The sequence below is a fragment of the Pseudomonas sp. ES1 genome (assembly GCF_050586605.1).
Lineage (GTDB): Bacteria > Pseudomonadota > Gammaproteobacteria > Pseudomonadales > Pseudomonadaceae > Aquipseudomonas > Aquipseudomonas sichuanensis.
The window spans coordinates 172,597-194,507 of sequence record NZ_JBOBDM010000001.1 but is presented as its reverse complement, the minus strand read 5'-3'; the positions used below and the strand labels follow the sequence as shown (position 1 = coordinate 194,507).

The 21,911-nt window shown below is 65.4% G+C and carries 25 protein-coding genes and 2 tRNA genes; 13 read left to right on the top strand and 14 right to left on the bottom strand.

Going from position 1 to position 21,911, the window contains the following annotated elements:
• Positions 1-434: 434 nt before the first annotated feature.
• A complete protein-coding gene (locus tag ACQ4N9_RS01015) occupies positions 435-1,487 on the bottom strand; it encodes an NAD(P)-dependent alcohol dehydrogenase (RefSeq protein WP_390970637.1) in 1,053 nt (350 codons plus the stop codon).
• A gap of 177 nt (positions 1,488-1,664) precedes the next feature.
• Here ACQ4N9_RS01015 and ACQ4N9_RS01010 point away from each other — a divergent pair, with 177 nt between their 5' ends.
• On the top strand, positions 1,665-2,570 hold the full coding sequence (locus tag ACQ4N9_RS01010; RefSeq protein ID WP_390970639.1) for an AraC family transcriptional regulator: 906 nt from the start codon (positions 1,665-1,667) through the stop codon (positions 2,568-2,570).
• 80 nt (positions 2,571-2,650) lie between these two features.
• Here ACQ4N9_RS01010 and ACQ4N9_RS01005 read toward each other — a convergent pair whose 3' ends face one another.
• The 7 genes from ACQ4N9_RS01005 to ACQ4N9_RS00975 all read right to left on the bottom strand — a co-directional run bounded on the left by ACQ4N9_RS01005 (position 2,651) and on the right by ACQ4N9_RS00975 (position 5,241).
• Positions 2,651-2,818 carry a hypothetical protein gene (locus ACQ4N9_RS01005; protein ID WP_390970641.1) on the bottom strand — a complete coding sequence of 56 codons (168 nt, stop codon included), beginning with the start codon at positions 2,816-2,818 and terminating at the stop codon, positions 2,651-2,653.
• On the bottom strand, positions 2,815-2,940 hold the full coding sequence (locus ACQ4N9_RS01000; RefSeq protein ID WP_390970643.1) for a hypothetical protein: 126 nt from the start codon (positions 2,938-2,940) through the stop codon (positions 2,815-2,817). Before ACQ4N9_RS01000 ends, ACQ4N9_RS01005 begins: the two co-directional genes overlap by 4 nt.
• Positions 2,916-3,308 carry a hypothetical protein gene (locus tag ACQ4N9_RS00995; RefSeq protein WP_390970645.1) on the bottom strand — a complete coding sequence of 131 codons (393 nt, stop codon included), beginning with the start codon at positions 3,306-3,308 and terminating at the stop codon, positions 2,916-2,918. Before ACQ4N9_RS00995 ends, ACQ4N9_RS01000 begins: the two co-directional genes overlap by 25 nt.
• A gap of 82 nt (positions 3,309-3,390) precedes the next feature.
• A complete protein-coding gene (locus ACQ4N9_RS00990) occupies positions 3,391-3,792 on the bottom strand; it encodes a PaaI family thioesterase (RefSeq protein ID WP_390970647.1) in 402 nt (133 codons plus the stop codon).
• A gap of 231 nt (positions 3,793-4,023) precedes the next feature.
• Entirely contained in the window at positions 4,024-4,227 is a 204-nt protein-coding gene (locus ACQ4N9_RS00985) for a hypothetical protein (protein WP_390970649.1), read from the bottom strand.
• A gap of 246 nt (positions 4,228-4,473) precedes the next feature.
• A tRNA-Val gene (locus ACQ4N9_RS00980) sits at positions 4,474-4,550 on the bottom strand.
• Positions 4,551-4,788: 238 nt separating this feature from the next.
• The gene (locus tag ACQ4N9_RS00975; RefSeq protein ID WP_390970651.1) at positions 4,789-5,241 is read right to left on the bottom strand and encodes an HvfA family oxazolone/thioamide-modified RiPP metallophore; all 453 of its coding nucleotides are present in this window, start codon (positions 5,239-5,241) and stop codon (positions 4,789-4,791) included.
• A 350-nt stretch (positions 5,242-5,591) separates the two neighbouring features.
• Between ACQ4N9_RS00975 and ACQ4N9_RS00970 the strand changes: the two genes are divergently transcribed.
• The 6 genes from ACQ4N9_RS00970 (at position 5,592) to ACQ4N9_RS00945 (ending at position 10,688) form a co-directional block, all read left to right on the top strand.
• Complete coding sequence (locus ACQ4N9_RS00970) at positions 5,592-6,368, top strand: ABC transporter substrate-binding protein (protein WP_390970653.1); 777 nt, start codon at positions 5,592-5,594, stop codon at positions 6,366-6,368.
• 24 nt (positions 6,369-6,392) lie between these two features.
• A complete protein-coding gene (locus ACQ4N9_RS00965; RefSeq protein ID WP_390970655.1) occupies positions 6,393-7,082 on the top strand; it encodes an ABC transporter permease in 690 nt (229 codons plus the stop codon).
• Positions 7,083-7,095: 13 nt separating this feature from the next.
• The gene (locus tag ACQ4N9_RS00960) at positions 7,096-7,794 is read left to right on the top strand and encodes an ABC transporter permease (RefSeq protein ID WP_110994742.1); all 699 of its coding nucleotides are present in this window, start codon (positions 7,096-7,098) and stop codon (positions 7,792-7,794) included.
• Positions 7,795-7,803: 9 nt separating this feature from the next.
• Entirely contained in the window at positions 7,804-8,916 is a 1,113-nt protein-coding gene (locus tag ACQ4N9_RS00955) for a succinylglutamate desuccinylase/aspartoacylase family protein (RefSeq protein WP_390970658.1), read from the top strand.
• Between the two features lie 19 nt (positions 8,917-8,935).
• Positions 8,936-9,700: an ABC transporter ATP-binding protein gene (locus ACQ4N9_RS00950; protein WP_390970660.1), complete on the top strand. Its 765-nt coding sequence runs from the start codon at positions 8,936-8,938 to the stop codon at positions 9,698-9,700.
• An 82-nt stretch (positions 9,701-9,782) separates the two neighbouring features.
• Positions 9,783-10,688, top strand: a complete 906-nt coding sequence (locus tag ACQ4N9_RS00945) for a MurR/RpiR family transcriptional regulator (protein ID WP_322360549.1) — start codon at positions 9,783-9,785, stop codon at positions 10,686-10,688.
• A gap of 125 nt (positions 10,689-10,813) precedes the next feature.
• On the opposite strand, the gene ACQ4N9_RS00940 is transcribed toward ACQ4N9_RS00945, so the two are convergent.
• Positions 10,814-10,890, bottom strand: a tRNA-Val gene (locus ACQ4N9_RS00940).
• 202 nt (positions 10,891-11,092) lie between these two features.
• On the opposite strand from ACQ4N9_RS00940, the gene ACQ4N9_RS00935 reads away from it, so the two are divergent.
• Positions 11,093-12,376, top strand: a complete 1,284-nt coding sequence (locus ACQ4N9_RS00935; protein WP_110994738.1) for an NAD(P)/FAD-dependent oxidoreductase — start codon at positions 11,093-11,095, stop codon at positions 12,374-12,376.
• Positions 12,377-12,461: 85 nt separating this feature from the next.
• Here the strand turns inward: ACQ4N9_RS00935 and ACQ4N9_RS00930 are convergent, their stop codons facing one another.
• A complete protein-coding gene (locus ACQ4N9_RS00930; RefSeq protein WP_347150521.1) occupies positions 12,462-13,205 on the bottom strand; it encodes a peptidase C39 family protein in 744 nt (247 codons plus the stop codon).
• A gap of 154 nt (positions 13,206-13,359) precedes the next feature.
• Between ACQ4N9_RS00930 and ACQ4N9_RS00925 the strand changes: the two genes are divergently transcribed.
• A complete protein-coding gene (locus ACQ4N9_RS00925) occupies positions 13,360-13,539 on the top strand; it encodes a hypothetical protein (RefSeq protein ID WP_258642165.1) in 180 nt (59 codons plus the stop codon).
• 3 nt (positions 13,540-13,542) lie between these two features.
• Here ACQ4N9_RS00925 and ACQ4N9_RS00920 read toward each other — a convergent pair whose 3' ends face one another.
• From ACQ4N9_RS00920 to ACQ4N9_RS00910, 3 genes are all read right to left on the bottom strand, one after another.
• A complete protein-coding gene (locus ACQ4N9_RS00920; RefSeq protein WP_125464490.1) occupies positions 13,543-14,634 on the bottom strand; it encodes an extracellular solute-binding protein in 1,092 nt (363 codons plus the stop codon).
• On the bottom strand, positions 14,634-15,743 hold the full coding sequence (aguA, locus tag ACQ4N9_RS00915; RefSeq protein WP_125464491.1) for an agmatine deiminase: 1,110 nt from the start codon (positions 15,741-15,743) through the stop codon (positions 14,634-14,636). Before aguA ends, ACQ4N9_RS00920 begins: the two co-directional genes overlap by 1 nt.
• A 94-nt stretch (positions 15,744-15,837) precedes the next feature.
• Positions 15,838-16,725 carry a LysR substrate-binding domain-containing protein gene (locus ACQ4N9_RS00910; RefSeq protein ID WP_110994733.1) on the bottom strand — a complete coding sequence of 296 codons (888 nt, stop codon included), beginning with the start codon at positions 16,723-16,725 and terminating at the stop codon, positions 15,838-15,840.
• Between the two features lie 210 nt (positions 16,726-16,935).
• On the opposite strand from ACQ4N9_RS00910, the gene ACQ4N9_RS00905 reads away from it, so the two are divergent.
• The 4 genes from ACQ4N9_RS00905 to ACQ4N9_RS00890 all read left to right on the top strand — a co-directional run bounded on the left by ACQ4N9_RS00905 (position 16,936) and on the right by ACQ4N9_RS00890 (position 21,084).
• A complete protein-coding gene (locus ACQ4N9_RS00905; protein WP_390970664.1) occupies positions 16,936-18,225 on the top strand; it encodes an NAD(P)/FAD-dependent oxidoreductase in 1,290 nt (429 codons plus the stop codon).
• Positions 18,218-18,778 carry a helix-turn-helix domain-containing protein gene (locus ACQ4N9_RS00900; RefSeq protein ID WP_125859079.1) on the top strand — a complete coding sequence of 187 codons (561 nt, stop codon included), beginning with the start codon at positions 18,218-18,220 and terminating at the stop codon, positions 18,776-18,778. The genes ACQ4N9_RS00905 and ACQ4N9_RS00900 overlap by 8 nt, the downstream gene beginning before the upstream one ends.
• A 10-nt stretch (positions 18,779-18,788) precedes the next feature.
• Entirely contained in the window at positions 18,789-20,141 is a 1,353-nt protein-coding gene (locus tag ACQ4N9_RS00895; protein WP_390970666.1) for a glutamine synthetase family protein, read from the top strand.
• A 163-nt stretch (positions 20,142-20,304) separates the two neighbouring features.
• A complete protein-coding gene (locus ACQ4N9_RS00890) occupies positions 20,305-21,084 on the top strand; it encodes a TSUP family transporter (protein WP_110994729.1) in 780 nt (259 codons plus the stop codon).
• Here the strand turns inward: ACQ4N9_RS00890 and nudC are convergent.
• The gene (nudC, locus tag ACQ4N9_RS00885) at positions 21,052-21,882 is read right to left on the bottom strand and encodes an NAD(+) diphosphatase (RefSeq protein ID WP_390970668.1); all 831 of its coding nucleotides are present in this window, start codon (positions 21,880-21,882) and stop codon (positions 21,052-21,054) included. The two genes, ACQ4N9_RS00890 and nudC, sit on opposite strands and share 33 nt — an antisense overlap.
• Positions 21,883-21,911 lie beyond the last annotated feature (29 nt).

Genomic DNA, 21,911 nt, shown 5'->3' with positions numbered 1-21,911 from the left:
GGGTCGGGGCCGTTGACGCACGTGTTGTTATTGGAAGGATGCCAGGCATGGTACGCATCGAGGCCGGGTGTCACAACCGAACAGATGTTCGCCGGTAATTTTGCAGCGCCTATGAGATCGAGCGCCGCCCGCGCGGCGCATCGCTGGCAAGCCAGCTCCCACATCTGTTTCGGGCCAGTTATGTCTGTGGAAGTACCGCTGCCCGCCTTGGTGCATGTCTCAAGTCGGGCGAGGCGCCAGTGGTGCCCACTTCAACACCGAGTCGAACCAACAAGGCGGACAGTGGTGAAATCACAGGAGTGACTGGCCCGAAACAGATGTGGGAGCTGGCTTGCCAGCGATGCGCCGCGCGGGCGGCGCTCGATCTTGAGGGCGCTGCACATCTGTCGCCATGCACCTGGTCGCCCTCATGCAACCCCAAGCCAGGCAAGCCTTCAGCCCTGCAAAGTCGCCATGTCGATCACAAACCGATACTTCACATCCCCAACGATCATCCGCTCATAAGCCTGGTTGATGTTGCGGATATCAAGCATCTCGATATCACAGCTGATCCCGTGCTCGGCACAGAACTCAAGCACCTCCTGGGTTTCGGCGATCCCGCCAATCAACGAACCGGCCAGCACCCGGCGCTTCATCACCAGGTTGGCGGCATGCACCGGCGGATCGACCGGCTCGATCAGCCCGACCAGAATGTGCACGCCACCAAACGCCAGGGTTTCCAGGTAAGGGTTGAGGTCATGCTGCACCGGAATGGTGTCGAGCAGGAAATCGAAACGCCCGGCAGCGGCGCGCATCTGCTCGGCATCGGTGGAGACGATCACATGGTCGGCGCCCTGGCGGCGGGCTTCTTCGGCCTTGCTCGCCGAGCGGGTGAACAGGGTCACTTCGGCGCCCAGCGCCTTGGCGAACTTGATGCCCATGTGGCCCAGGCCGCCCATGCCCAGCACACCGACCTTGTGGCCGGGGCCGACGCCATGGTGCTTGAGTGGCGAGTAGGTGGTAATGCCGGCGCACAGAATCGGCGCTGCGCTGGCCAGGTCCAGGCCCCGGGGAATGCGCAGCACGAAGTGTTCGCTGACCACGATGCTGTTGGAGTAGCCGCCCATGGTGTTGCTGCCGTCCACACGATCGGGGGTGGCGTAGGTCATGGTCGGGCCTTGCAGGCAGTACTGCTCGACGTCCTGGCGGCAGGCCTCGCAGTGGCGGCAGGAATCGACCATGCAGCCCACGCCGACCAGGTCGCCGACCTGATAGCGGCTGACTTTTTCGCCCACCGCAGTGACCCGGCCAACGATCTCGTGGCCCGGCATCAGCGGGTACACGGCAATGCCCCACTCGTTGCGCGCCTGGTGAATGTCGGAGTGGCACACGCCGCAGTAGAGGATTTCGATGGCAACGTCATCGGCGCGCGGGCTGCGGCGCTGGAAGGTCATGGGAGCCAGGGGGCTGCTAGGGGTCTGGGCGGCGTAGCCGATGGCGTTGTACATGGGGAACCTCGAAGAGTGAAACGATTCAGGCGGCGCATTCTGGGCGCCCAAACCGCCCTCGCCCATCGCCGATTCTCCGGCATGCATGCCTGATTCTCCGGAATCGCCAGGCCGCCTCTGGCGCTGAACTGCGATTCTGCGAAGATGCCACTGTCCGATTCTCTGCCCAGGTTGACCATGCACCTCACCCGCCATGTGGATGCCAACGCCACGCTCTGCTCATTGATCCGCGGCCTCGCCACGCGCCCAGGCTTCGTCCCAACCACGCTGCCTCAGGTAAAGGTGCTGACCTGGGACCACTACGTGGCCAGCAGCCCGCAGATCTACGAGCCCAGCCTGATCATCCTGGCCCAGGGCAGCAAACTGGCGCGCCTGGGCCCGCGCACCCTGGAATACGGGGCCGGGCATTACCTGATCCAGGCGCTGTCGGTCCCCTTCATGTGCGAAACCTTCGCCACCTCGGACGCGCCGCTGCTGGGTGTAGCGGTGGACATCGACCGGGCACAGTTGGGGGAACTGGTGCAAAGCATGAACCTGGCACCGGATGCGCCGGTGCAGGTGCAAACCCCGCAGTCGATGAGCTCGGCGGCGTTGGACGCGGCCATGCGCGACAGCGTCGAACGCCTGCTGCAGTGCCTGCAGGACCCACTGGACGCCAAGGTGCTGGGCCCGGCACGGGTGCGCGAGGTGCTCTATTGCGCCTTGCGCGGGCCACAGGCCGGGGTGTTGCGGGCACTGGTCGAACAGCAGGGGCACTTCGCCCGCATCGGCGCCGCCCTGGCCTTCCTGCGCGAGCATTACGCCCAAGCCCTGAGCGTGGAGGAGCTGGCCAGCCGGGCCAACATGAGCGTGTCGACCTTCCATGAGCACTTCAAGCGCAGCACCGACCTGGCACCGATGCAGTACCTCAAGCGCCTGCGCCTGCTCAAGGCCCAGCAGATGCTGATCGGCGAAGGCCTGGGCGTGGCCCAGGCGGCGCACCGGGTCGGCTACCAGAGCACCTCGCAGTTCAGCCGCGAGTACAAGCGCGAGTTCGCCCGCAGCCCAGGGGAAGAGCAGCCGTATACAAGCCTGCCGGTGTGAGGCCTGCGGTCACTTGATGCAATCGATGAAACACGGGCCTGGCTTCACGCCCGCGCTTGTCGTTGGCCTGAGAAGCGCTGCTAACCCCACAACCGCTCGAGAGTCTGATCCAGGTACTGGGTAAGCATGGCGCTGCGCATGGCCTTGCCGCTGCTGGTGTTGAGCAGCTTGCCGGGCATCAGCAGCACGATGTCGTGGGGGGTGATGTCGTTGTGGCTGACCACCGCCTGGCGAATAATCGAGATCACTTCGCCCAGGTGAAGTGCGAGTGCACCAGGCCCTTGATGCCCGCCACCACGCCCGGGTCATGCAGGTTTGGCGAGTGCGGGTCGCCAGGCTGGTCGCTCAGCTCATGGTGCCGCCGGTGCATGGCGACCCAGGACAGCAGTGCGCCCTGCCCGCCATCGAGCCGAGCACAGTCAGCACGGCGCCGACCATCGGCTTGGCCTTGAACGAGCAGTGGGTGAAATAGCAGTGGTAGCCGACGCTGATACCGATGCCCGTCAAAGCCCAGAAGGTGATGAACAAGCCGATGTCCACGGCACTGACCGGGTGAATGAAGGCCAGCGCGATCGCCAGGACCACGCCGAGGATGAGCAACACGTCGAACAGCAGGAAATGCTTGCGTTGCAGCCGATGAAAATACGGGCTGCTGATGGCTTTGCGTTTGGTGTCCTTGCGTTCGGGTCGGTCTTCGACCCCGGAAAGGTTTTCCGGCGCGCGCGCGGCACTGTCCATGTCGATCACTCCATGATTCAGGATGAATGGCACTTTTTTTGGGGGGCGGCGGCCGGCGCTCAGCCGGCCGCCGGTGGTACGGTCAGCCAGCCACCAGGAACGAGGCGCTGGCGCGGACCACACGCTCCTCGCCGACCTTGATATAGCTGTTGGCGAAAACCAGGCGGCTGCCGGTTTTCTGGATGTCGACCGTCGCCTCCAACCAGTCGCCGACCTTGGCGGAGCCGGCGAAATCGGCGGTCAGGCTGGTGGTCACCAGTTTCAAGGGCGGGTCCTTGGAAAACGCAGCGTTGTAGCCCAGGGCAATGTCGGCCAGGGCCATGAACAGGCCGCCATGGGCCAGGCCGCGCGCATTGGCATGTTTTTCCTGCACACGAATGCCCACGGTAAAGCCGTCGTGGCTTTCGCGGTAATGGAACGGGCCCAGCAGGTCAAGGAACGGGCTGCTGCGAAACAACGGTTTGAAACCCTCGGGGATATCCATATCAACGTCCTGCTGCTTTTGTAATTAGAGTCAGGTCATCGAAGGACGAATGTGGCGTTCGCCCTAGGTCACGGCGTCGGACAGGAACCTGCGGATATCGGCGTTGACGCGCTCGGCGTGGGTCATGTTCACCGCATGTGCGGCACCGGCGACGCTGGAGAACTGGCTGTGGGCCAGCCCCGCCTTGAGTTGCAGGGCATTGTCCTGGCTGATGGCGCGGTCCGCATCGCCTCAGATCACCAGGGCCGGTTGATGCAGGCGAGTCAATTGGGGCAGCAGGTCATCGCGTTCGGCGAGGGCCTTGAAGTTCAGGGCCAGGGTGGTGGTGTCGAGGGTTTTCCACTTGCTGATCCACGGCGCGGCCAACGCCGGGTCGTCACCGAGGATGAAGCCCGCCACGGTTTGCGCCAGGGCATCGGTCAACGCGTAGTTCACCTTGCAGGGTATCCGTATAGTGGATCGATCGTCCGTTGATCCTGATGACGCTTATTTTTATCTTCCTTGATATTCAGGCGCTCGGCTGAAAATAGCCAAGGACGGGGCCTTGTCAAATTTTCATGTCAGATAATTTTCCGTGTGCCTGGGCGCGGATGCCCAAGGAAGCCATGGCAAATGGCCAAAACAAAAAAGGCGACCCTTGCGGGTCGCCTTTTTTGATGCCCGGTAAACCGGGGCTTTGTTTGGTAGGCACAATTGGACTCGAACCAACGACCCCCACCATGTCAAGGTGGTGCTCTAACCAACTGAGCTATGTGCCTGTCGTGTGGGGCGCATATTAGTGATCGAAGGCCTACCTGTAAAGCGTTTTTTTCAAAAAAATCAAAAACTTTGCGAGACAAGCCAGATCGGCCAGCAACACCCGCCGCTCACGCCAACTGACCGCTGACCATGGCCCGGTCGAAACTCAGGCGTTCCATGATCGGCGCATCGGAAAAACCGAGCGAAGGACTTGGCCGGGCCAGGTGCCCGGCGCCGTGCCTTGGGCAGTGCCGAGATTCAGTTTTTGGCCTGGCTCAGCTTGCTGTAGAGGTCGGCCGGGAATGGCTTGCCGTTGGCGTCGAACTGGCCCTTGCGGAACTGGTACACCTCGCCTTCCGACAGGTAGCCGTCGTGGTTGGCGTCGATGGCATCAAACTCGGCATTGGCCTTGGGCGCCGCCGCCAGCAGCTCAGCCCGTGAGACACGGCCATCGTGGTCGGTGTCGGTACGGGCGAAGGAGGCATCGCCGCACTTGCCTTCACCGCACTTGCCTTCCGTCTGGGCGCCCTTGGCCTGGGCTGCGCCAGCGCCGCATTTACCCTCGCCGCACTTGCCTTCCGCGGCCTTGCCGGCGGCCGCGACCTGGTAGCCCTGGGGCAGCGCCTCCACGGCGAAGGCGGAGGCAGTGAGATTGATACCGCCCACCAGGGCGATGGTGAGCAGGCCGATACGAGTCTTGGTGTTGGACATGGGTTGCTCCGATAGCAGTTGGGTTGTGCCAGAAGGGCCCGGAACATCGCCGGCAGGCTTTTCGTTCGGGCTGACGCATTTGGCCCCAGGCGTGTATCCGGGGCGTATCCATCGGTAGCGGTATTTGTAAGCGAGGTTGCAAAGGCCGGGGGCGGATACAAAGAGATACAGCCTCGGGTCGGGATGGGCACCGGTGCCCGCTCGGCCGCCAGGGTGAACCGGGCATCGCCTTTTTGATATGTTTATTTTCACTGTATTGATTTGTGAAATTATTTGTGTCAATTTCAATTCCGCCACCCCCTCGCCCATGCAGCGCCGGGCGGCATTGCCCACCCACCGGAGTCGATAAAATGAACAAGACCGGACTTCTTGGCGCACTGGCCTTCAGTGCCTGCAGCGCCCTCGCCCACGCCGATGAAGCAAGCCTGCGGATCGGCATCGAGGCGGCCTACCCGCCCTTCTCCTACCGCACGCCCGAAGGCGAGCTTGCCGGCTTCGACTACGACATCGGCAATGCCCTGTGCGCGCAGATGCAGGTCAAGTGCCAGTGGGTGATCCAGGAGTTCGACGGGATGATTCCGTCGCTGAAGGTGCGCAAGATCGACGCCGTGCTGTCATCCATGTCGATCACCGAAGACCGCCTCAAGTCGGTCGATTTCACCGACCGCTACTACCACACGCCGGGCAAGTTCGCGATGAAGGCCGGCAGCCAGCTCAACGTACCTGCCGTGGACCTGAAGGGCCGCAAGGTGGGTGTGCAGCGCGCCTCCACCTATGACCGTTTCGCCACCGAGCAACTGGAGCCTGCGGGCGTCGAAGTGGTGCGCTACGCCTCGCAGAACGAAGCCTTCCTCGACCTGGTGTCCGGGCGCCTGGATGCCACCCTCGCCGACATCGTCAACACCGAGGAGAGCTTTATAAAGACCCCCGCCGGCCAAGGCTTTGCCCTGGTCGGGCCGGACATCAGCGACCCCCAGTACTTCGGCCGTGGCGCCGGTATCGCCGTGCGCAAAGGCGACACCGCCAACCTGGCGCGCCTCAACGCCGCCATCGCCGCGATCCGCGCCAACGGCACCTACCAGCAGGTGCAGAGCAAGTACTTCCCGTTCGATATCTACGGCCAGTAACGCTGGCTTGCGAGGGTTTTCATCATGCTTCACGGCTATGGATCGAGCATTCTCGAGGGTGCCTGGCTGAGCATCCAACTGGCCCTGCTGGCCATGGCAGTGGCCATCGGCCTGGGCCTGTTCGGCGCCGCCTGCCGGCTGTCCCCCCTCAAGTGGCTGGCGGCGCTGGGCGAGGTCTACACCACGGTGGTGCGCGGCATCCCTGACCTGGTGCTGATCCTGCTGGTGTTCTACGGCGGCCAGGACCTGGTCAACCGCCTGGCGCTGGCCTTGGGTTACTCACAGTACATCGACATCAACCCCTTCATCGCCGGCGTCTGCACCATGGGCTTCATTTTCGGCGCGTACCTGTCGGAAACCTTCCGCGGTGCCTTCCTGGCCATCCCCAAGGGCCAGGCCGAGGCCGGCGCGGCATACGGCATGAGCGGCCTGCAGGTGTTCTGGCGGATCAGCCTGCCGCAGATGGTGCGCCTGGCGCTGCCGGGGTTCACCAACAACTGGCTGGTGCTGACCAAGTCCACCGCGCTGATCTCGGTGATCGGCCTGCAGGACATGATGTTCAAGGCCAAGAACGCGGCCGACGCCACCCACCAGCCATTCACCTTTTTCCTCGCCGTGGCGGCGCTGTACCTGCTGCTGACCAGTGTGTCGCTGGTGCTGCTGCGCGGTGTGGGACAACGTTACTCGGTCGGCTACAAAGCCGCCGAGCTGTAAGGGAGCCGCTGCGATGATGCTCGACTACCAACTGATCTGGCAGAACCTGCCGCTGTACCTGAACGGCATTGCCCTGACCCTTAAGGTGCTGCTGATTTCATTGGCCTGCGGCCTGGCGCTGGCAATCCCCCTGGGGCTGATGCGGGTTTCGCGCAGGTGCCTGCTGCGCTACCCCGCCTGGCTTTACACCTACGTGATCCGCGGCACGCCGATGCTGGTGCAGCTGTTCCTCATCTATTACGGCCTGGCCCAGTTCGAAGCCGTGCGCCAAAGCCCGCTGTGGCCGTACCTGTCCAGCGCAACCTTCTGCACCTGCCTGGCGTTCGCCCTCAACACCAGTGCCTACAGCGCCGAACTGCTGGCCGGCAGCCTGCGGGCAACCCCGCGCGGCGAGCTGGAAGCGGCCCGCGCCATGGGCATGTCACCCCTGACCCTGTACCGGCGCATCCTGCTGCCCTCGGCCTTGCGCCGGGCTCTGCCGCAGTACAGCAACGAGGTGCTGATGATGCTGCAGACCACCAGCCTGGCCTCGATCGTCACTTTGGTGGACATCACGGGCGCTGCAAAAACCTTCAACGCGCGCTACTACCTGCCCTTCGAGGCGTTCATCACCGCCGGGCTCATCTACCTGGCCCTGACCTTCCTGCTGGTGCGCCTGTTCAAACTGGCCGAGCGCCACTGGCTGGCCTACCTGGCCCCACGCAAGCACTAAGGAGCCTGCATGCAGCACATTGACCATACCTTGCCCTGGAGCGCCTGCGGCACCCAGCGGAGCCTGCGCGTGTTGCGTTTTGGCAGCGGGCCGCGCAAGGCCTACATCCAGGCTGCGCTGCACGCCGACGAACTGCCGGGCATGCGCGTTGCCGTCGAGCTCAAGCGGCGCCTGCTCGAGCTCGAGGCCCAAGGCCGGCTCAGCGGGACCATCGAACTGGTGCCCCTGGCCAATCCGATCGGCATCGGCCAGATGTTCCAGGCCACCCATCAGGGCCGTTTCGAATTCAACAGCGGCAAGAATTTCAACCGCGACTTCCCGGCACTGACCCAGGCGCTGGCCGCGCACCTGGAGGGGCGCCTGGGCGACGACGAGGCCAGCAACATGGCAACGATTCGCCAGGCCATGGTCGAGCTCATCGACGCCCTGCCGCCGCCGCAGTCGGAGCTGGACGGCTTGCGCCGCCTGCTCTTGCGCCACGCCTGCGACGCCGACCTGGTGCTCGACCTGCACTGCGATTTCGAATCGGTGATGCTGCTCTACGCCATGCCACAGCACTGGCCGCAGCTGCGCTCGCTGGCCGCGCGCCTGGGCGCCGAAGCGGTGCTGCTGGCCGAAGGTGCCGGCGGCGACGCGTTCGATGAAGCCTGTGCGGCGCCGTGGTTGCAACTGCGCGCACACTTCCCCCAGGCCCAGATCCCCCTGGCCTGTGTGGCCACCACCATCGAGCTGCGGGGCATGGCCGACACCGGCCGCGAGCAGTGCCAGGCCAGCGCCGAGCAGATCCTCGGCTACCTGGCCGAGCAAGGCCTGATCAGCGGCCACTGGCCGAGCGCACCGGCGCTTGGCTGCCAGGCCACGCCATTCGCTGGCGCCCAGTACGCCTACGCCGAGCACCCCGGCGTGGTCAGCTACCTGCAACCCTTGGGGGCACAGGTGCGGGTCGGCGACCCGCTGTTCGAAGTCATCGACCCGCTCAGTGATCGCCACAGCGTGGTCCGGGCCAGCACCGACGGCATTCTCTACGCCCGCGAACGCCTGCGCTTTGCCCAACCGGGCCTGTGGTTGGCCAAGGTCGCCGGCAATACCCCCATCCGCCAGGGTCGCTTGCTCAGCGACTGATACCTACGAGTACCGACCGATGAACAAACTGCACATTCAGGACCTGCATAAAAGCTACGGCAGCCACCAGGTACTCAAGGGCGTGTCGCTTACGGCCAACGCCGGCGACGTGATCAGCATCATTGGCTCCAGCGGCTCGGGCAAGAGCACCTTCCTGCGCTGCATCAACCTGCTAGAACAACCCAATGCCGGGCAGATCGTGGTCAACGGCGAGCAACTCAAGTTGCGCGAATGCCCGCGTGGCGGGCTGCGGGCGGCCGATCCACGGCAATTGCAGCGCCTGCGTTCACGGCTGAGCATGGTCTTCCAGCATTTCAACCTGTGGTCGCACATGAGCGCACTGGACAACGTGATGGAGGCGCCGGTGCAGGTGCTGGGCATCAACCGCAAGGAAGCGCGTGAAAAGGCCGAGCACTACCTGAACAAGGTGGGCGTCAGCCACCGGCGCGACGCTTACCCGACGCACATGTCCGGTGGCGAACAGCAACGGGTGGCTATCGCCCGGGCACTGGCCATGGAGCCCGAGGTGATGCTGTTCGACGAGCCCACGTCGGCGCTCGATCCGGAGCTGGTGGGCGAAGTGCTCAAGGTGATGCAGGACCTGGCCCAGGAGGGCCGCACCATGGTCGTGGTCACCCACGAGATGGGCTTTGCCCGCGAGGTGTCGAACCAGTTGCTGTTCCTCCACCAAGGCCTTGCCGAGGAACGCGGCGCCCCGCGCGAAGTGCTGGCACGGCCGCAGTCCGAGCGCCTGCGCCAGTTCCTTGCCGGCAGCCTCAAGTAAGCCCCCCGGCGCTCTGCGGCCGTCCGCCGCGGGGCGCCTTGGGATACACTACGGCCCAACTTTTCAGGGAGCTTCGCGCCGGATGCCGAGCCATTCGAAGAACACCACCGTGTATGCCTCGCCGGTCATGCGCAAACTGTCGGAAAGCCTGGCCGAGCTGCCGCCTTCGCTGCGCAAGGTCGCCGACTATATCCTGCGTCATCCCTTGAAGGCCGCGACCCTGACCATCGAAGAGATGGCCCAGGCCACCGCGACCTCGCCGGCGGCGGTCAATCGCCTGGCCAAGGCCCTGGACCTGGGCGGCTACAGCGGCATGAAAGCAGAGCTGGTGACCACCCTGCAGCAGATGGTCTCGCCGGTGGACAAGCTGCGCAACGAGCTGGCCCAACGCCCCGATGGCGACTTTGGCCTGCACGAGCAGATCCAGAGCGCCAGCAGCAACCTGGCGACCACCGCCAGCAACAACCAGGCCGACACCTTCGAAACCTTCGTCAAGCGCCTGCTCGCGGCACGCAAGGTCTATGTGCTGGGGTTTGGCAACAGCGCCTACCTGGCCAGCCTGGCAGCCTCGACGCTGGTGCCGTTCTGCAACGACGCCCTGGCCATCAGCATGGAAGGTGGCAACGAGAACGCAGCCTACAGGCTGGCGGTGATCGACGAGCAGGACGTGCTGCTGGCGATCGCTCTGCCGCGCTATTCCCAGGACACGCTGCAACTGTCGCGCTATGCCCGCGAGCGCAACGCCACGGTACTGGCGATCACCGACTCACCGGCCTCGCCGCTGACCGCCATTGCCCACCATGTGCTGTTCGCGCCCGCCGACCATCCGGTGCTGACCAGCTCCAACATCGCCGTGCTGGCGTTGATCGAAGGGTTGGTGGCTGGAGTCATGGCACGCAACAAGGAGGCGGTGAAGCTGGCGACCGAACTGACCGAGAGCGTGATGGCCTATCTGCATGTGCCTGGCGGTAAAGGCAGCAGGGGTTAACTTCGGGGCTGGCGCGGGAGCCGCCGTTCCCGTGCCGAAGTGCAGAGGCAAGAATCTTGTACAAACAAAAAGGGCGACCCTCTCGGATCGCCCTTTTCGATGCCCGGTAACCCGGGGCTTTTGTTTGGTAGGCACAATTGGACTCGAACCAACGACCCCCACCATGTCAAGGTGGTGCTCTAACCAACTGAGCTATGCGCCTGTCGTGTGGGGCGCATTCTACGCGTTACAAAATCGCTGTCAACGCTTTTTTTCACGCTAAGCTACTGAATCTTAAAAATATTTGAAAAAGGATAGCGGCAGGGTCGGCGTAAAGGATTTTCACCGGACGACTAGCGGGTGTTTATTATTATTGATAGCATCGGTACATTCGTTAAAAATATAAAACACGAGGTTCCTCGAGCATGGCCACTACCCCCTACCCCCAGTCCTACTACGCCGCCTCGGCTAACCCGGTGCCGCCACGTCCGGCGCTGCAGGGTGAGGTGGAAACCGATGTGTGCATCATCGGTGCCGGCTACACCGGCCTGTCCAGCGCCCTGTTCCTGCTGGAGAACGGCTTCAAGGTGAGCATCGTCGAGGCCGCCAAGGTCGGTTTCGGCGCTTCGGGCCGCAACGGCGGCCAGATCGTCAACAGCTACAGCCGCGACATCGACGTGATCGAACGCACCGTCGGCCCTAAAGAAGCACAACTGCTGGGCAAGATGGCCTTCGAGGGCGGGCGCATCATCCGTGAGCGCGTGGCCAAGTACAACATCCAGTGCGACCTGAAGGACGGCGGCGTGTTCGCCGCGCTGACCAGCAAGCAGATGGGCCACCTGGAATCGCAAAAACGCCTGTGGGAACGCTTCGGCCACACCCAGCTGGAACTGATGGACCAGAAGCGCATCCGTGAAGTGGTCGCCTGCGACAGCTATGTCGGCGGCATGCTCGACATGAGCGGCGGCCATATCCACCCGCTCAACCTGGCCCTGGGCGAAGCCGCGGCGGTCGAGTCGCTGGGCGGCATCATCTATGAGCAAACCCCGGCCATCCGCATCGAGCGTGGCGCCAACCCGGTGGTGCACACCCCGCAGGGCAAGGTCCGCGCCAAGTTCATCATCGTCGCCGGCAACGCCTACCTGGGCAACCTGGTGCCGGAACTGGCCGCCAAGTCCATGCCGTGCGGCACTCAGGTGATCACCACCGAGCCGCTGGGCGAGGAACTGGCCCGCACCCTGCTGCCGCAGGACTACTGCGTCGAGGACTGCAACTACCTGCTCGACTACTATCGCCTGACCGGCGACAAGCGCCTGATCTTCGGCGGCGGCGTGGTGTACGGCGCGCGCGACCCGGCCAACATCGAGGCGATCATCCGCCCGAAAATGCTCAAGGCCTTCCCGCAGCTCAAGGACGTGAAGATCGACTTCGCCTGGACCGGCAACTTCCTGCTGACCCTGTCGCGCCTGCCGCAGGTGGGTCGCATTGGCGACAACATCTACTACTCGCAAGGCTGCTCGGGCCACGGCGTGACCTACACCCACCTGGCGGGCAAGGTGCTGGCCGAGGCCCTGCGCGGCCAGGCCGAGCGCTTCGATGCGTTCGCCGGCCTGCCGCACTACCCGTTCCCGGGTGGCCAGATGCTGCGCGTGCCGTTCAGCGCCCTCGGGGCCTGGTACTACAGCCTGCGTGACCGTCTGGGCTTCTGACAGGCCAAAAGCACCAAACTATCGCGGGGCAAGCCCGCTCCCACGCCATCAACGTGGGAGCGGGCTTGCCCCGCGATTTTTCCCCTCAATGTCCCAGGCTATTGACCGCCTGCTTCGCCGCAATCTCCTGGCCCGAGCGCGCAAGCTCATCCGCCGCCTGCAACCAGCGCTGGCGATCCACCTGGGCCGGCAACTGCCGAGGCGACTGCACCAGCACCGCCCAACTGCCCTCCTTGGCCCACGCCGACTCGAAACTGTCGAAGCTCATCAACTGCCGCCGGTGCATGCCTGCGCGCAGCAATACCCGCTGCTTGTAGCGGTCATAACCGATCAGCACGGCGTAGCGTGGCTCACTCCACAAGGCCGAACCTTCCTGAAAACGCAGCAGCACCGGGTAACCGGCGGCCACTTGCGCCAGCAAGGCGTCAAGCCGCTTGTCCAGCGGGTACACGAGCATGCCGTATTCACGCGCTACCTTGGGGATCGCGCTGTCCAGCGACTCGGCGGCCCCAGGCAGGCCCAGCGGCTTGTCCAGCAAGCCCGGGGTGATCGGCGCGCCCTTGGCCGACAGCACCGCCGCCAAGGCCATCGATCCGCTGTGGTTGGCATTGCCACGGTAGAACGGCACGCTGCTGATCTCGACCCGCTGCGGCAGGCTCTTGAGCGCCGCCGGGGGTGTGCTGGCGCAGCCGGCCAAGGCAGCGGCCACCAGGCAGGCGGCAAGCAGACGACGGGGGCTCGAACCCCGGGACTTGGGAAGGTCTTGCAACATGGGCACTCGCTTGTTCCGACGCCAGGCGGATGCCGCCCGGCCATGGCCACCGATCATAGGCCGCCACCGCGCCCGGGTATAGCCCGGGCCGTGCTTGGAACCAAACGGCCCAAGCACTAGACCTTCGGTCAATGGAACGTCACAAGCGCCGGGCTAGACTATCAACTGTGTCCGGGATGACGCAGTGCCCGTCACGAAGAAGGAGGCAATCATGACCCTGTCCATGGCAATCCTCATGTTGGTCGGCATGTGGCTCAGCGTTGCGGCGGCCATGCTCTGGGGCGTGCTGCGCATCGTGCGGCGGCACTCCCATCCCCATCACCTGCCCACGCCGCCCCTGGCCAAACCCCAGCAAACACGCCGTGCACGGCGGCATGCGGGGGCGCACTGAGGTTCAGGTGCCGCTCTTCAAACGACTGAACGCCCGGGTCAGCTCCCGGTTGAACGCCTTGTCGTTGTCGTTCTTGCTGTACAGCCGCGCCCGAACCGCAGCCGGCGGGTAAGTACCCGGGGCATTGCGGATCTGCGCATCCACCAGATTGTCGGCCGCCGTGATGGCGTTGGCGTAGTGGATGGTATCGGTGATCGGCGCAATCACCTCCGGGCGCATCAGGTAGTCCATCAAGGCCCAGGCCGCTTGCGGATGCGGTGCGTCCTTGGGCACCACCAAGGCATCGAGCCAGATCAACGTGCCCTCGCGGGGGATGCTGTAGTCCAGGCCGAACGGTTTGCCGGCCTGCTGCGCCTGGGCCTGGGCAATGGCCACGTTACCGTTCCACGACATCGCCACGCAGGTCTCGCCATTGGCCAGGTCATTGATGTTGCGGTCGTTATCAAAATAGCGGATGTACGGGCGCACCTTGCGCAGCTGCGCCTCGGCGGCCCGGAGGTCCTCCAGCCGCTGCTGGTTGATGTCCAGGCCCATGTAGCGCATCACTGCGGCGAACACTTCGTTGGGATCGTTGAGCAGGCTGACCCCGCAATCGGCGAATTTCGCCACCACCTGCGGGTCGAACAGCATCGCCCAGCTGTCCTTGGGCGCGTCGGCCAGCCGCGCGGCCACCGCCTGCTGCTGGAAACCCACGCCGGTGGTGCCCCAGGCGTAGGTGCCGGCGTAACGGTTGCCTGGGTCGAACACCGCCATGTGTTCGAGAAACGCCTCCCCTACCCCTTGCAGGTGCGGCAAGCGCGACTTGTCCAGCGGCTGCAGCGCGCCGCTGGCGATGGCCCGGCTCAGGTGCTGGCCGGCGCTAAGCACCAGGTCGTAGCCGCTGCCGCCGGTGAGCAGCTTGGTCTCGGCGGTTTCCAGCGAATCGAAATGGTCGGCCACCACGCGGATGCCGGTTTCCTTCTCGAAGTTGGCCAAGGTGTCCGGGGCCAGGTACTCGCCCCAGATGTACAAATTGACCGTGGGCTTGTCGGCATCGGCGGCCGTGGCCGCCGACACCATGCAGCCCAAGGCGAGTGCGAGGGCCAGGCGGTTCATCAGCGGCGGCCCCCGGCGTATTGCGGCATGGTGATGCAGGCGACGTTGCCGCCACCGAGCAGGATCTCGCGGCTGTTGTCGATGCCGATGATGCGGTGGCCGGGGAACAGCTCGGCCAGGGTGGCCTGGGCGATGCTGTCGTTGCGGTCGCCGAACAGCGGCACGACGATCGCCGAGTTGCCGGCGTAGTAGTTGATGTAGGAAGCGCAGATCTGCGTGCCCGCCTGGCGCACATGGGTGCCCTCGACATGGTCCAGGCCCGCCGCCTCTTCAGCCGTCCAGCGCAGCACTTCGGGCTGCGGCAGCTTGTGCACCTTGAGCGCGCGGCCACGGCTGTCGCGGGTGCTGCGCAGGATGTCATAGGCCTCCTGGTAGATCTCCCACTGCGGGTCGTCGCGGTTGTCGGTCCATTGCAGCACCACTTCGCCTGGGCGCACGAAGCAGGCCAGGTCGTCGACATGGCCGTCGGTTTCGTCGAACTTGCACCCGCGCGGCAGCCAGATCACCTGCTCGGCGCCGAGGTAGTCCTGCAGCCGGCGGGTCACCTCGTCTTTGCCCAGGTGGGCGTTACGGTTGCGGTTGAGCAGGCACTGCTCGGTGGTCAGCAGGCTGCCTTCACCGTCGCTCTGGATACCGCCCAGCTCGGCGATCAAAGGCGCGCGGTAGCGGTCGAGGTTTTCGATCTCGAGGATCTTGCGGGCGATCTGGTCATCCTTGTCCCAAGGGTAATAGAGGCCGCCGTCGAGGCCGCCGTAGGCATTAAACTCGAAGTCCACGCCGCGCACCTCGCCGCTTTGATCGTTGACCACGAAGCACGGCCCGCTGTCGCGAAACCAGGTGTCGTTGCACGTCATCTCCACCACCCGCACATGGGCCGGCAGCAGGTTGCGGGCGTTGGCGTACTGGGCGGCGGAGGCACAGACCGTCACCGGCTCGCTGCTGGCGATGGCGGTGACGATCTCGACCCAGACTTTCTGTGCCGGTTTGCCGCCATTGCGCCACACATCCGGGCGCTCCGGCCAACCGAGCCAGCAGCCGGCCTTGGCTTCGAATTCGCCGGGCAAGCGGAAACCATCGGCCTTGGGGGTGGTGGTGAGCGAACGTGCCATGGGTCAACCTCGGTATCGGTGAGTGATGACTGCACGCTACGCCGCGGCGCTTTTGCCTTCCAACGATGAAAACTCAGCGATAGCTGAATTGAATTCAACTATCGCCCAGCTGTTCGATGAACCATTCGATGAATTGCGCCACTGCGCCGCGCTCCAGGCGCAGGCGCTCGCACACCAGCGCGTACTGCCCCTGGGCGGTGACGCTGGCGCTGAACGGGCGCACCAGGCGGCCACTTTGCAGGTCGGCCTGGCAGGTGAGGTTATCGCCCATGGCCACGCCCTGCCCCAGCAACGCCGCCTCCAGCGCCAGGGCGGCGTGGGGGAAATACAGCTGCCGGGTGGGCAAGGCGTCTTCGGCGTGGGTGGCCAGCCAGGTGGTCCAGGTACGGCCATCCTGATCGTCGTGCAACAGGCAATGGCGCACCAGGTCGCGCGGGCGCTTGAGCCCGCCCTGGTTGAACAGGCCCGGGCTGCACACCGGGAAGAACTGCAGCAGCGGCAAGGGCCGCACGAAGTGGGTGCTGGCATCCAGGGTGCTGGTGCCGTAGGTGATGGCCAGGTCGACGTCCAGCGCCGGGGCGCCGGCGTCGATCGGCTGGTCGTGCAGGTGCAGGGTGATGTGCGGGTAGCGGCTGCTGAAGTCGGCCAGCCTCGCCACCAGCCACTTCTGCGCCAGCTCCGCCGTTACCGCCACCCGCAGCACGGCCTGCGAGGCCGGGTCGCGCAGTTCGTCGCAGGCCTTGCCGATCAGTTCGAAGGCTTGCTGCAGGTGGTGCAGCAGGCGCTCGGCCTCGGCGCTCGGGCGCACCTGACGGCCGACCCGCTCGAACAGGGCGACGCCGAGTTGTTCTTCCAGTTGGCGGATCTGGTGGCTGACGGCGCTGTCGGTGACGCACAGCTCGGCGGCGGCGCGGCCGAAGTGGCCATGGCGGGCGGCGCATTCGAAGGTGCGCAGGGCGGTTAGCGAGGGTAGGCGGCGCATGGGCGTAAGCCTTGTATTTGTCATTGGGGCTGCTGCGCAGCCCTTTCGCGGCACAAGGCCGCTCCTACAGGAGTACGCATTCCTCTGTACCACGAAAGGACCGCAACGCGGTCCCTGGATCATATCGTCAACACCGTCCCGCTGGCGCAATGAAATTTATCTGCTATTTTTTCATGAAAATAATCAAAACAAATTTCACGAGGCACCGGCATGTTCAAGCAATCCGCCCAGCACGTCGCCAGCTACTACGCCCAGACCTACCCCAGCGCCATCCCCCTGCGCCCTACCCTGCAAGGCCAGCACGACACCGATATCCTCATCATCGGCGCCGGTTTCAGCGGCCTGCACACTGCCCTGCGCCTGGCCCTGGCCGGCAAACGCGTAACCCTGCTCGAAGCCAGCCGCGTCGCCTGGGCCGCCTCCGGGCGCAATGGCGGCCAGGCCCTGCCGGGCTGGTCCTGCGACATGCCACCGCTGGAAAAGGCCCTGGGCCTGGAGCGCAGTCGGCGCCTGTGGGACAGCATGTGCTGGGCCTCCCGCGAGATGGGCGAGTTGCCGGCGCGCCACGGCTTCGACATCGACTACCGCCTCGGCAGCCTGTGGACTGCGGTGCTGCCCAGGCGGGTAAAGCTGCTGGAGGAAGCGCAACGCGACGCGGCACAGAAATTCGGCTACGACTGCCTGCGCCTGATCAGCCGCGACGAGTTGCCCGAGTGGATCGACAGCCCACGCTACCAGGCCGCCCTGCTGGACCCCAACGGCGCCCACCTCAACCCGCTGAAACTGGCCCAGGGCCTGGCCGCCACGATTGAACAGGCCGGCGGGCGCATCTTCGAACAGAGCCAGGTGCTCGATTATCAGGAAACGGCCGAAGGCTTCGTCGCCCGCACCGACAAGGGCGAAGTGCGCAGCAGTGTGCTGGTGCTGGCCTGCAACGCCTACATCGACCGCCTCGACCGCAACCTGGCGCGGCGCCTGCTGCCGGTGGGCTCCTACCAGGTGGCCACCGCGCCGCTGGACGCCGACTTCGCCGCCTCGCTGCTGCCGCGCAACAGCTGCGTGATCGACAACCAGTTCGTCCCCGACTACTTCCGCCTCACCCCCGACCACCGCCTGCTGTTCGGCGGTGGCTGCACCTACCTGGGCGGCATCCCCAAGGATGTCGCCGCAGCCACCCGCCCCTACCTGGAACGGGTGTTCCCGCAACTGCGCGGGGTGGCCATCGAACATGCCTGGGGCGGCCATATCGACTGCAGCATCCAGCGCACCCCGGACATCGGTCGCCAAGGCCAGCGCTACTGGCTGCAAGGCTTCTCCGGGCACGGTGTGCTGCCGACCCTGGCCGGGGCGCGGGCGGTCAGCGACGCGATCCTCGGCGACGACGATCTGCTGGCGCTGTACCAGGGCATCGACAACGGCCGCTTCCCCGGCGGCGACCTCCTGGCTGCGCCACTGGAGGCCGCGGCCAAGGCCTGGTACAGGATGCGCGACCATGTCTGAGTTGACCGACGACAGCCAAGCCCTGGCGCGGCTGGTGCGCGACCTGCGCAAGCACCGTGGCCTGACGCTGGACGAGCTGGCCGGTCGGGTCAACCGCTCGCTGGGCTTCCTCTCGCAAGTGGAGCGCGGCCTGTCGCGCCCGACCGTGGCCGACCTCACCGCCATCAGCGAAGCCCTGCAGGTGCCGACCACCTACTTCTACCAGGCCGTGCCGCCGCGGGAGATCGACTGGGTCACCCGCCCCGGCGAACGGCGCACCCTGTATTACGCCGCCGGCGTCACCGACGTGCTGGTCTCGCCCACCCTCAATGGCCGCTTCGCCATGCTCGAAAGCCACCTGGCGCCCGGCGCCAGCAGTGGCGATGGGCACCTGGACGACAGCTCGGAACAGGGCGGCTTCGTCCTCGAAGGCGAGCTGACGCTGTGGCTCGAAGGCGTTGCCGAGGCCGTCACCCTGTACCCCAACGACAGCTTCCAGCTGCCGCCGCACAGCCAGTTCCGCTACGCCAACCTCACCACCGAGCCGACCCGGGTCCTCTGGGTCTTCCGTTAAGAGCATGACCATGACAACTACAAAAACAATGCCCGACCTGCTCAGCGAAGTCCGCGCCTTCCGCGCCCAACACCCGCAGGTGCGCTACGTCGACCTGATCAGCCTGGACATCCCCGGGCACTTCTACGGCAAGCGCTACCCCATCGACATGCTGGAAAAGGTCGCCGCCGGCAGCCCGCTGAAGCTGCCGCAGAACTGCGTACTGCTGGGCGTGCAAGGCGGGCTGTTCCCGATTGGCGACTACTGCTTCAACGACGGCGACCCCGACGCCCCACGGCGCCTGGTGCCCGGCACCCTAAAGCCGGTGAGCTGGGAGCGCGAGCCGCTGGGGCAGATGCTGATCACCTCCGACGGCACCGCCGCGCCCATCGAATTCGAACCGCGCGAAGTGCTCGCCCGCGTGCTGCAGCGCCTGGAGCGTCGCGGCATCCGCCCGGTGGTGGCGTTCGAGCTGGAGTTCTACCTGTTCGACCGGGCGCTCAAGGAAGGCCTGCCGCAGTTCCCCCACGACCCGTTCAGCACCGACGCCGACGACCAGCCGAACATGCATATCGAGCGCCTCTCGCGTTTCTCCGACGTGCTGCGCGACATGGTCGAGACCGCCAACGCCCAAGGGGTGGACGCCAACGTCATCACCGCCGAGCTGGGCCCTGGCCAGTTCGAGATCAACTTCGGCCACTGCGACGACGGCCTGCGCGCCGCCGACTGGGCGGCGCTGTTCTGCCGCAGCACCCGCGGCGTGGCACTCAAGCACGGGCTGCGCGCCTCGTTCATGAGCAAGCCGTACCTGCAGGCGCCGGGCAGTGGCATGCATGTGCACGTCAGTCTTTACGACCCGCAAGGCAACAACCTGCTCGCGGCCAACGAGCAACGCCCCTTGCGCCACGCCGTGGCCGGCTGCCTGGAGCTGCTGCCGCACTGCATGCCGATCTTTGCCGCCAACCACAACGCGTTCCGCCGCTACGGCGCCATGGTCAATGCCGCCAGCCGCGCCAGCTGGGGCTTCGAAGACCGTGACGCGTGCATCCGCATCCCCGAGTCGGACCCACGCAACCTGCGTATCGAGCATCGCCTGGCGGGGGCGGATGCCAACCCGTACCTGGTGCTGGCGGCAATCCTGTGCGGTATGGAGCACGGCCTCGATGCAGGGCAAGAGCCGATTGCGCCGCTGAACGACGACCGCAGCAGCGGCATCGATTTCCCCAAGGACATGCTCGGCGCGGTGGCAGCCATGCGCGGGCACCCGGCGGTGAATGAAGGGCTGGGGGCGGAGTTCGTGATGGTGTATTGCGAGAACAAACGCCAAGACCATCTGGCGTTCATGCAAGAGGTCAGTGCGCGGGAGTATCGCTGGTTCCTGTAAAAACAATCGCGGGGCAAGCCCGCTCCCACAGGCCCTGCACCTGTGGGAGCGGGCTTGCCCCGCGATGGCGTAAGTGCTGACAACACATACTTGGCGGCTTACCATGTCACCCCTCTAGCGCGGCAGTTTGCCGCACCCCCTGCCTTCCAGCCTGCCGACCCCCATGCCCTTCGAACTCACCGTAGAACCGCTAACCCTACTGATCCTCGCCCTGGTCGCCTTCGTCGCCGGTTTCATCGATGCCATCGCCGGTGGCGGCGGCCTGCTGACCACCCCGGCGCTGCTCACCGCCGGCATGCCACCGCACCTGGTGCTGGGCACCAACAAGCTCAGTTCCACCTTCGGCGCGGCCACGGCCAGCATCACCTACTACCGGCGCAAGCTGTTCCACCCGGCGCAGTGGCGCCAGGCGATAGCCGGCACCCTGGCAGGCGCGCTGCTGGGTGCGGTGGTGGCGCATTACATGCCGGCCGAATGGCTGAACAAGATGCTGCCGGTGATCGTCTTCGCCTGCGGCGTCTACCTGCTGTTCGGCGGCACGCCCAAGGCGCCGCTGGACGCCGATGCGCCGATCAAGAAGAAATGGCAGTTCCCCCAGGGCTTCACCCTGGGCTTCTACGACGGCGTCGCCGGCCCCGGCACTGGCGCGTTCTGGACCGTCAGCACGCTGCTGCTCTACCCCATCGACCTGGTCCGCGCCAGCGGCGTGGCACGCAGCATGAACTTCGTCAGCAACATCGCGGCGCTGACGGTGTTCATCATTTCCGGGCAGGTGGACTACATCGTCGGCCTGTGCATGGGCCTGTCGGTGATGGTCGGCGCGTTCTTCGGCGCACGCACGGCGATCAGCGGCGGCAGCAAGTTCATCCGCCCGGTGTTCATCGCCGTGGTGCTGGCGTTGACCGTACGCCTAGCGTGGCAGCACTGGTTCGGCCAGGCCTAAGCGCCGCGCCACATACAGGTCGATCAGGTAGCGGGCGATGGAACGCCCGGCCGGCAGCGGCGGCAGCTCATGCACATTGAACCACTGCGCATCCTCGATCTCGTCCGGCTGCATGACGATCTCGCCACCGGCGTACTCGGCATGGAAACCCAGCATCATCGAGTGCGGGAACGGCCAGCATTGGCTGCCGACGTACTGGATGTTCTTCACTTCCACCGCCACCTCTTCACGCACCTCGCGCACCAGGCAGTCCTCGGCCGACTCGCCCGGCTCGGCAAAACCGGCCAGGGTGCTGTAAACGCCCGTCACGAAACGCGGTGAACGCGCCAGCAGCACCTCGTCGCCACGGGTGACCAGCACGATCATGCTCGGTGAAATGCGCGGGTAGCTGCGCAGGTCGCAGGGCTGGCAGTACATCGCCCGCTCCCAGTGGATCTGCGCCATCGCCTGGCCGCAACTGCCGCAGAAACGGTGTTCGCGGGCCCAGGTGCCGATCTGCGCGGCGTAGCCCAGCACCTTGTAGGTGTCGAAGTCGCCTTCGAGCATGAACCGGCGCAGGCCCTGCCAGGTGCAGCCAGGCACCTCGCCGGCGCTGCGCAGTTCAAGCAGGAACACCGGCTGGCCGTCGAAGTGGCCGATGCCGTGCTCGCACAGCACGTCCAGTGCCTGACGCTTGAGCCAGTCGCGGGGGAACAGCGCGCCGTTGGCGTCCACCAGGAACCCTTCCGGGCTGCGGGCGACGGCCAGCCCCCCGGTGATCTGCGGGTCGAGTACTGCGGTTGTCCAGCGTGCTGACATCGTTGCGGTCCCTTGAAGGCGCCCGCCAA